Below are 9,446 nucleotides of genomic sequence, written 5' to 3'. Positions count from 1 at the left end.
ATGATGAGTCAAAATATAGTAATGAAAATACTATATAATTATATCTTTTATGACTTTTTAAGGTGGCAACTGTTTGAGTAAATAATGACCTAAATGGTCATTATTTAGGAGTTCCACAACGTAGAAAAAAAAGTCTAAAATCTTAGGAAGCTTTGCCTTCATCAACTTGGCAGTCTTTTTTGCTTACTTTTTCGAGACCAAAAAGTAAGAGAAGCGAAGACCGTCAGGTGTTCATGAGAAAAAAACCAACTCATTTCTTAAATTTGTTACAAAAATAAACTCAAACAAAGCCCACAAACTTAAGCCTAAATAACAAATTAGCACTTTTATTAATTAATTGCTAAAAAATACTTGACAAATAAACACTCAATTGAGTATAATTATTTAGCAGTTTAAGATTATGAGTGCTAAATAAACAAAATTGGTTGAAAAATGATTGATAAAAAAGAGTTTTTACTACAATCTATTATCAAAGCATATATTGAGCATCTAGAACCTATTGGTTCTTCTCAGCTTAAAAGTATGTATGATATAACATATTCACCAGCTACTATTAGAGGTTACTTTAAAAAGTTAGGTGAAGAGGGTTACTTAGCTCAAGAACATGTAAGTTCAGGTAGAACTCCTACAACTGAAGCATTGCGACAATATTGGAGTTCAAAGTTACACTTTAAGCTTAATTTTGTAGATGAAAAAGCAGTTGATTATTATTCTTCACAAGTTGGATTGACAGCATTTATATTGGAACAAACTAGCGATGTTTTAAAAAATATACTTAATGTAGAAAATCGATATATGATTTTAGAGTTTTCAAGCTTTACAGTTACCGTAAAGTTTTCAGATGCTCTTTATAGATTTTTAAGTGATATGATTGGGTTAGAGCTGGTACATATTGTAAATATTTCTAAGCAAGTTGGTGCTTTAGAAATATATGAATCAGTAAATCAATTTTTAAAAAATAGAGACTTTAGAATTTATAATACTAAAGAGTTCTTTTCATTGGCATTGAGATTTAATTATGATGAAAATACTATTGAAAGATTTTTAAGAGGAACTATTTTCGAAAATATTGAAAATGGTATCTATTTTGATGCAATTGTCCCAGAGGGTTATATTGGGATTTGTCATGATTGTATAATAAAAGGTAAAGAATCAAAGCTTTTGGTTGTTGGAGAACTGTCAAAGGATTATGAATTCTTTTATAATAAAATAAGTATGAATTAGGAGAGTTATTTTGAGCAAAGAAAATGCAAAAAATGAAGAAATAGAACAAGAAGTAGAAAATAAAGAAGAGTGTTGCAATGAAGAGTCTTCATGTTGTAATGAAGAAAATGCTACAGAAGAAGTAAAAGAAGTTAGTGCTGAAGATAAGATTGCTGAACTTGAAGGTAAATTAAAAGAGGCAGAAGAGAAGTATTTAAGAGTACATGCTGATTTTGAAAATATCAAAAAAAGATTAGAAAAAGAGAAATATCAAGCGATTGATTATGCTAGTGAAAAGTTTGCAAAGGATTTATTATCTCCAATTGATACATTAGAGATGGCATTAGCAGCTGAAGAAGCAGCTACAAATCTAAGCGCTGAAGATTTACTTGCAAAATTAAAAGAGGGTGTAGAACTTACAATCAAAAATTTCTATACAGCTTTTGAAAAACATAACATTACAGTTGTAGAAACTGATGGTGAGTTTGATCCAAACTTCCATAATGCAATTATGCAAGTGGATAGTGAAGATAAACAAACAGGTGAAATTGTACAAGTTATGCAAAAAGGGTATATGTTAAAAGAGAGACTATTAAGACCAGCAATGGTTAGTATAGCAAACTAATCTTTGACCGCAATGTCATAAAACTATTGAATAAAGTTAAATGATTGAATTGGGAATCAACACTTGCAACAGCAAGTGCTTTAGGATTGGTTCTTAGGTTGAATTTATTTCAACCGTTAAAGAACATAAAAGATGATAGGTTCCCTTCATTTTATAAAATAAAATTAAGGACAAAAAAATGAGTAAAGTTATTGGAATAGATTTAGGAACAACAAACTCTTGTATGGCAGTTTATGAAAATGGTGAAGCAAAAGTTATCCCAAATAAAGAAGGGAAAAACACAACTCCATCAATCGTTGCGTTTACAGATAAGGGTGAAGTTTTAGTTGGTGATCCAGCAAAAAGACAAGCAATTACAAATCCAGAAAAAACTATTTATTCTGTAAAAAGAATTATGGGTCTTATGATGGATGAAGAAAATGCTAAAGAAGCACAAGAAAAAGTAGGATATAAAATCGTTAATAGAAACGGTGCAGCAGCAGTTGAGATTGCTGGAAAAGTTTATACTCCACAAGAAATAAGTGCTAAAATTCTTGGAAAATTAAAAACTGATGCAGAAGAGTATTTAGGACAAGCAGTAACTGATGCAGTTATTACAGTACCAGCATACTTCAATGATGCACAAAGAAAAGCTACTCAAGAAGCAGGAACAATTGCAGGACTTAATGTACTAAGAATTATCAATGAGCCAACAGCAGCATCACTTGCTTATGGTTTAGATAAAAAAGGTGAAGAAAAAGTTCTTGTATATGATTTAGGTGGAGGAACATTTGACGTTACTGTTTTAGAAATAGGTGATGGAACATTTGAAGTACTTTCAACTGATGGAAATGCTTTCTTAGGTGGAGATGATTTTGATAATGCAATTATTGATTGGTTAGCAAAAGAGTTCAAAGATGAAAATGGTTTTGATATTAAAAATGACAAAATGGCATTACAAAGACTTAAAGATGCAGCTGAAAATGCTAAAAAAGAGTTAAGTTCAGCAGAGTCAACAGAAATCAATTTACCATTTATCTCTATGGGAAGTGCAGGACCTGTTCACTTAGTTAAATCATTAACAAGAGCAAAATTTGAGTCTATGACTGAAGATTTAATTAAAGAAACTTTAGATCATATTAAAGTTGCATTAAAAGATGCAGGTTTAGATAAAGGTGAGATTCAAGAAGTAATTATGGTTGGGGGATCTACAAGATTACCAAAAGCTAACCAAGTAGTTAAAGAGTTCTTTGGAAAAGATTTAAATAAAGGTGTAAACCCTGATGAAGTTGTTGCTGCTGGTGCTGCTGTTCAAGCTGGGGTATTAAAAGGTGATGTTAAAGATGTATTATTACTAGACGTTACTCCTTTATCACTAGGAATTGAAACTTTAGGTGGAGTTATGACTAAACTTATTGAAAAAGGTACAACAATTCCAGTTAAAAAATCTCAAGTTTTCTCAACAGCTGATGATAACCAACCTGCTGTTTCTATTCATGTAGGACAAGGAGAGAGAGAATTTGCAAGAGATAACAAATCTTTAGGTATGTTTGAATTATCTGACATCCCAGCAGCTCCAAGAGGGGTTCCACAAATCGAAGTAACATTTGATATTGATGCAAATGGTGTTTTAAATGTAAGTGCTAAAGATAAAGGAACTGGTAAAGAAAATAAAATTACTATTTCTGGTTCATCTGGATTATCTGATGAAGAAATTGAAAAAATGGTACAAGAAGCAGAAGCAAACAAAGAAGCAGATGCTAAGAAAAAAGCTGTAATTGAAGTAAGAAATCAAGCAGATGCGTTATTACATAGCACAAGAAAAACTTTAGAAGAAAATGAAAATGCAGTTTCTGAAGAAGAAAAACAAAAAATTATTGATGCAGCAGCAGCTTTAGAAGAGATATTAAAAGATGAAAATGCAACAAAAGAACAAATCGAAGAAAAAGTTAAAGCTTTAACTGAAGTTTCTCATAAACTTGCAGAAGCAATGTACAAAAAAGAAGGTGAAAACCAAGCTGGTGCACAACCAAATCAAAAAGCTAAAAAAGATGACGATGACGTTATTGACGCTGAAGTAGAGTAAAACTCTGCTTCATGCAAACTATTATTTTTTTATTACTTCTATTTCTAATCGTAATATTTTCAATTTTACTTTATATAAATAACAAAACTTCGAGACTAAAAAAACTAAACAGTGGACAGTGTCCCTCTTGTAATGAAAAAACAAAAGAGTTTTTTGATACAAATACAAATACTAAATTTAAACATGAAATTATAAGTGCTAGATTATTGAAAGACCATGGATGTTCTGGATTAAAAGATATAGAATACACTTGTAAATCTTGTGGCTTAAAAGAAGTTCATTCTTCCAACTAAATTTTATAATTAAATTATTGTTAACCAAAAAGTGTTAGAATCTCATCAAAGGAATTAATACTATGAAAATTTTTATTTTTACTACTATTTTAATCGCTATATTTACAGGTTGTGCTCCCAAGTTTGAGAAAATCGATAATTCTAAAGCTAATCTTGAAAAGGTAAGTTTTGATGAGATAAAAGATTTTGAAAAAGATGATTTATCACTAGCTTTAGATGTATTTAAAAAAGCTTGTGAAAAAAGTTCAAGAAAAGAGCTTTTTGAAGAGGTTTGTTTAAAGGCAAATGAAACTACAAAAGCGAAGGAATTTTTTGTAAATAATTTTACACCTTACAAATTATATAATAGTGATGGAAGTGACAAAGGTACAATTACAGGTTATTATGAGCCTTTATTATATGGAAGTTTTACCAAAACAGAAAGATTTAAATATCCTGTTTATAAAGTACCAGATGATTTGATTACAATTGATTTAAGATCTATTTATCCTCAATTAAAGAAATTTACATTAAGGGGAAAACTTGAGGGCAAAAGGGTAGTTCCTTATAAAGCTAGGGGAGAAATAAGTAAAACTGAAAATCAAGATATTTTATTGTATGTTGATGATAAAGTAGAATTATATTTTTTACATATCCAAGGTTCAGGAAAAGTGCAATTACCAAATGGAGATATTATAAATGTTGGTTATGCAAATCAAAATGGGCAAAAATATAACTCTATTGGTAAATATATGATAAACAAAGGTTATATTGGTAGTAAAACTGATTATAGTGCATCAGTTCAAGGTATGAAAAAATGGTTTGAAGACCATCCTTTAAAAGTGGATGAAGTTTTAAATAAAAATCCAAGTTATGTATTTTTTGAGAAAAGAAATCAAGGTGCAACAGGAAGTTTAGGAACAGAGTTAATTCCACAAAGAAATCTTGCTGTTGATACTAGATATATACAACTTGGCATGCCAGTTTTTATAAATACAAAAAATCCAGTTACAAATGAAGAGATAAATCAATTAATGGTTGCTGCTGATACAGGAGGTGCAATTAAAGGTGAAATAAGGGCTGATTTTTTCTGGGGATTTTCACATGAAGCAGAAGAGTATGCTGGAAGAATGAAGGAAGTGGGGGAACTATATATTTTAGTTCCCAACTAAAGGGAAACCCTTAGTGTGAACCACATCCACCACCACAGCATCCACTTGTTGTGTGAGTTGGTGCATGCTCTTTAAATGAAATAACAAAGTTATTATCTTTCTCAACTAATTGAAAATCGTGTTTACCACAAAAATCTTCATTCATAGTTGTTGTCATTGACATAGCCTTTGCTAGGGCATCATCTTTATTTTCCAATTGAATGTTGTTTTCTAAATCACTTCTTTTAAAACAACCGCAAACATGTTCTACAAGTATTGTATACATTTTATTATCATCCTTTTTAAATTAATGATGGAAGATTAGCAAATTAATATTTTTTTATTCTTAGGAACTTAAGTTAAATAGTAATTTTAAAAATCAAGTGATAATTAGATAGAATACATTTTTTATAAGGATTAAAATGCATATTACAAATTTGATTTCACAATATTTTGGAAAGTTCGCAAAAAAAGAGTTTCCATCTTTTATTCAAAATATTATAAACAATACGTACGTAAAGAGTTTGGGTTTAGATATGAGTGAATTTAGAAATCCAAAATACTACAAATCTTTAAATGACCTTTTTACAAGAGAATTAGCAATTCAAAGGGAAATTGATACAAGTAATGATTCTATAATTTCACCAACAGATTCTTTGATTACAGAGTGTGGAAAATTATCAAAAGATAGATTGCTACAAATAAAAGGTATGGAATATAGTGTTGAAGAACTTTTAACATATCATGTGAAAAAAGATAATTTAGAAAAAGTTATTGATGGAAGTTTTATGAACTTTTATTTATCTCCAAAAGATTATCATAGATACCATGCTCCATGTGATTTTAAAATAAGTAAATTAATCCATGTTCCAGGGAAACTTTATCCAGTAAATTTAAAATATTTAAATAAAGAGATAGACCTGTTTTGTCAAAATGAAAGAGTTATCTTAGAGTGTTTTGATAAAGATTATAATCTTTTTTATATGGTATTTGTAGGAGCATTAAATGTTGGACAAATGGTATTTGAGTTTGAAAGTGCTGTTGAAACAAATATAGATGCAAAAGAGATAAAAGTTTTTGAATATGAAAATTTAAATATCAAAAAAGCTGAATGTTTAGGTTACTTTAAAATGGGTTCAACTGTTGTTATGGTTTGGGAAAAAGATAGTATAAAACTAAAAAAATTGACAAATAAAAAAGTTCAATTTGGTACAGTTATTAATCAAAAGTGAAAAAGTAAGTTAAAATAGGTTTAACATTATAAAAGTTTATTTTTGTAAAATGTTATAAATCAACCAAAGGAAAAGATATGTCTACAACTACACAATTAGCAGAAATCTCATTGGCAGGAACAAAAAAAGGTAAAATCTTTATTTCTAATATTAGTGAACCTTATGGTGCAGGAACAGATGATGTTGTTAGTATTGGTATTTCACTAAATGGAGAAACTGTTGAGTGGAAATCTCATATTCCTTATGCAAACTTAGATGAAGTAATAGAAGTATTACAAAAAGCAAAAAAATAAAAAAGGCCTAGTCTTGGCCTTTTTAATAAACTACCTCTTTATTTTGTGCTAACCAAAGTGCCATTCCACCCTCTAAGTGGTAAGCATTTTCATAACCTAATTTAGTAGCTAAATAATCTCCTACCGTTTTTGTTCTATTTGCATGGGCACAAATTAAAATAAATTTATCATTTTTATTTTTTACAATTTTTTTAAAATCATTTAACCATTTTTCTAAATTATGCCTACCATATTCATCAAAAAATGTTAATTTGTATGCACCTTTTATTATTCCAGTTGCTTGAAACTCATCATCTCTTCTAATATCAATAAGTGGTGTATTATCATCTATAAAAGGTTGTATCTCTTGAGGAAGAACATTTTTTAAAGTATTATTCATTATAAATCCTAATAATTTTTTTAAATGGTACATAAATAATTCTTATATTAAAGTATATAAAAAAAGTTAATAAGACTAAACAAAATTTACACACTTTTTTACTATACTTACACAAAAGGAATTATTATGAAAAGATTTTTAATTATATTTTGTTTATTTGCCTCGAGTTTATTTGCATTTGAACATTTAACCATTGACAATTTTGAAGAAAAAATTAAGGGAAAAAAGGTAATTGTAGATTTTTATGCTTCATGGTGTCCCCCTTGTAAGATAATTTCTAAAAATTTAGATACATATTCAAATAAAAAACCTAATGATGTAGTTATATACAAAGTAGATATTGATGACCAAAGGGATTTAGTAAATAAATTTGGAGTAGTTAGTATTCCAACTTTAGTATATGCAAAAGATGGTGAAGTTTTGAAACTTATAGTAGGTGTTCAATCAGTTGACGAAATAAAAAATACTGTAAATTCATATTTACTTAAATAATGGATATTAGATGAAAAAACTTATTCTTTTATTTTTTACTTTTGTTTTTTTATTTGGAGTTGAAAAGAGTTTTTTATCTCCTGCAGAAGCTTTTAAAGAAAGCTTTGAAACTAAAAGTAATAGTTTAATTATAAATATGGAACTAGGAAAAGATATTTATTTGTATGCTGATAAAATAAGTGTAAAAATAAAAACTCCTACATCTGTTGATTTAACAAAAGAGTTGAATTTACCAAAACCAATACCTTATGAAGAGTTTATAGTATATTTTCATGATTTAAAAATAGAAGTTCCCTTCTCTTTACTAAAATCTAAAGTTGATGCAAAAGAGTATGAAATAGAGTTTAATTTTCAAGGTTGTTCAAAACTTGGACTTTGTTATGCTCCTATGAGTAAAGCAACAGTAGTAAAAATACCTGAAAATATAGTTGCTGACACAGCTAAAAATATAGATTTAAATGAAACAGATACCATTGCAAATAGTTTAAAAGATGGAAATTTTTTAATCGTATTACTTACTTTTTTTGGATTTGGACTTTTATTATCATTGACTCCTTGCGTATTTCCTATGATTCCAATTTTATCTTCTATCATTGTAAAAGCTGGACAAAATGAAGAGTTAACAACAAGAAGGGGATTTTTCTTATCTTTAATTTATGTTCTTTCTATGTCTTTAGCATATACAATTGCTGGAATTATTGCGGGGCTTTTTGGAGCAAACTTACAAGTTGCCCTTCAAAATCCTTATGTACTAACGGCTTTTGCAGCTATATTTGTAGTATTGGCTTTTTCTATGTTTGGATATTTTAAATTAGAATTGCCACAAAGTTTGCAAAATAAGATAAATAAAACAACTGAAGGAAAAGAGAAGCAAGGTGTTTTTGGAATTGCAATTATGGGATTCCTTTCTGCCCTTATAGTTGGACCTTGTGTTGCTCCTCCTTTAGCTGGAGCTTTAGTATATATTGGACAAACAGGTGATGCTTCTTTAGGTGGAGTAGCACTTTTTGTTATGAGTTTAGGTATGGGATTACCTTTACTTTTAATAGGACTTGGAGCTGGTAAGTTTATGCCAAAACCAGGTGGTTGGATGGAAAATATCACAAAAATATTTGGTATTGTGATGTTAGCAATTGCTATTTGGATGTTAGATAGAGTTTTAGAGCCAATTTTTGTGATGTATTTATGGGCTTTATTACTTTTAGGAAGTGCAATTTATCTAAAAGTTTATGAGCATATTTTAATAAAACTTATTACTTTAGTTATTCTGATTTATGGTGTTTTAGTATTTGTAGGTGCTGTAAGTGGAGCTACAAATATATTGAATCCTTTAGAGAAATTTACTTCTTCAAAAGTAGTATCTATGCAAGAGAAGGGTCTATCTTTTAAAAGAGTTAAAAATATTGCAGAACTTGAAGATGAAATAAAAAAATCAACTAAACCAGTTATGTTGGATTTTTATGCTGACTGGTGTGTAGCTTGTATAGAGTTTGAAAAAATTACTTTTAAAGATGAAGCTGTTAAAAGTAAACTAAGTGGCTTTACTTTACTTCAAGCTGATGTAACTGCAAATAATCAAGATGATAAAGAGTTGCAAAAAAGATTTGGGATTGTTGGACCTCCAGGAATAGTTTTTTGGAATAAAGACAAAAAAGAGGTAAATGCTGCAAAAATAGTTGGATTTAAAAATCCTAAAGAGTTTTTAGAAGTACTTAATAAACATTTTTAGTAGTA

The 9,446-nt window shown here is 28.9% G+C and carries 11 protein-coding genes; 9 read left to right on the top strand and 2 right to left on the bottom strand.

Translation table 11 applies throughout. The annotated features are described in order from the left end of the window. Positions 1–432 precede the first annotated feature (432 nt). From ACQY5W_RS07285 to mltA, 5 genes are all read left to right on the top strand, one after another. Positions 433–1,224, top strand: a complete 792-nt coding sequence (locus tag ACQY5W_RS07285) for a heat-shock protein (RefSeq protein ID WP_428024297.1) — start codon at positions 433–435, stop codon at positions 1,222–1,224. Positions 1,225–1,234: 10 nt separating this feature from the next. Continuing rightward, positions 1,235–1,828 (top strand): nucleotide exchange factor GrpE, encoded by a 594-nt coding sequence (grpE, locus tag ACQY5W_RS07280; protein WP_428024296.1) that lies wholly within the window; start codon positions 1,235–1,237, stop codon positions 1,826–1,828. Positions 1,829–2,006: 178 nt separating this feature from the next. Then, a complete protein-coding gene (gene dnaK / locus ACQY5W_RS07275) occupies positions 2,007–3,893 on the top strand; it encodes a molecular chaperone DnaK (protein ID WP_428024295.1) in 1,887 nt (628 codons plus the stop codon). A gap of 11 nt (positions 3,894–3,904) precedes the next feature. Further along, the gene (locus ACQY5W_RS07270; protein ID WP_428024294.1) at positions 3,905–4,186 is read left to right on the top strand and encodes a hypothetical protein; all 282 of its coding nucleotides are present in this window, start codon (positions 3,905–3,907) and stop codon (positions 4,184–4,186) included. A 62-nt stretch (positions 4,187–4,248) separates the two neighbouring features. After that, positions 4,249–5,337 carry a murein transglycosylase A gene (gene mltA / locus ACQY5W_RS07265; RefSeq protein ID WP_428024293.1) on the top strand — a complete coding sequence of 363 codons (1,089 nt, stop codon included), beginning with the start codon at positions 4,249–4,251 and terminating at the stop codon, positions 5,335–5,337. 10 nt (positions 5,338–5,347) lie between these two features. On the opposite strand, the gene ACQY5W_RS07260 is transcribed toward mltA, so the two are convergent. After that, positions 5,348–5,602, bottom strand: a complete 255-nt coding sequence (locus ACQY5W_RS07260; RefSeq protein ID WP_428024292.1) for a hypothetical protein — start codon at positions 5,600–5,602, stop codon at positions 5,348–5,350. A 136-nt stretch (positions 5,603–5,738) separates the two neighbouring features. Here ACQY5W_RS07260 and ACQY5W_RS07255 point away from each other — a divergent pair, with 136 nt between their 5' ends. Together ACQY5W_RS07255 and ACQY5W_RS07250 are read left to right on the top strand one after the other, a co-directional pair. Then, a complete protein-coding gene (locus ACQY5W_RS07255) occupies positions 5,739–6,548 on the top strand; it encodes a phosphatidylserine decarboxylase (protein ID WP_428024291.1) in 810 nt (269 codons plus the stop codon). 77 nt (positions 6,549–6,625) lie between these two features. Continuing rightward, entirely contained in the window at positions 6,626–6,841 is a 216-nt protein-coding gene (locus ACQY5W_RS07250; protein ID WP_428024290.1) for a hypothetical protein, read from the top strand. 22 nt (positions 6,842–6,863) lie between these two features. Here ACQY5W_RS07250 and ACQY5W_RS07245 read toward each other — a convergent pair whose 3' ends face one another. Continuing rightward, entirely contained in the window at positions 6,864–7,220 is a 357-nt protein-coding gene (locus tag ACQY5W_RS07245) for a rhodanese-like domain-containing protein (protein WP_428024289.1), read from the bottom strand. A 126-nt stretch (positions 7,221–7,346) separates the two neighbouring features. Between ACQY5W_RS07245 and trxA the strand changes: the two genes are divergently transcribed. Continuing rightward, positions 7,347–7,712 (top strand): thioredoxin, encoded by a 366-nt coding sequence (gene trxA, locus ACQY5W_RS07240; RefSeq protein WP_428024288.1) that lies wholly within the window; start codon positions 7,347–7,349, stop codon positions 7,710–7,712. A 10-nt stretch (positions 7,713–7,722) separates the two neighbouring features. Next, a complete protein-coding gene (dsbD, locus tag ACQY5W_RS07235; protein WP_428024287.1) occupies positions 7,723–9,441 on the top strand; it encodes a protein-disulfide reductase DsbD in 1,719 nt (572 codons plus the stop codon). Positions 9,442–9,446: the final 5 nt, after the last annotated feature.

Origin of the sequence: Arcobacter sp., from assembly GCF_050300555.1 — a bacterium.
Taxonomy (GTDB): Bacteria; Campylobacterota; Campylobacteria; order Campylobacterales; family Arcobacteraceae; genus Arcobacter.
The sequence above is the reverse complement of the archived record's forward strand: the minus strand, read 5'-3'. Positions and strand labels throughout refer to the sequence as shown.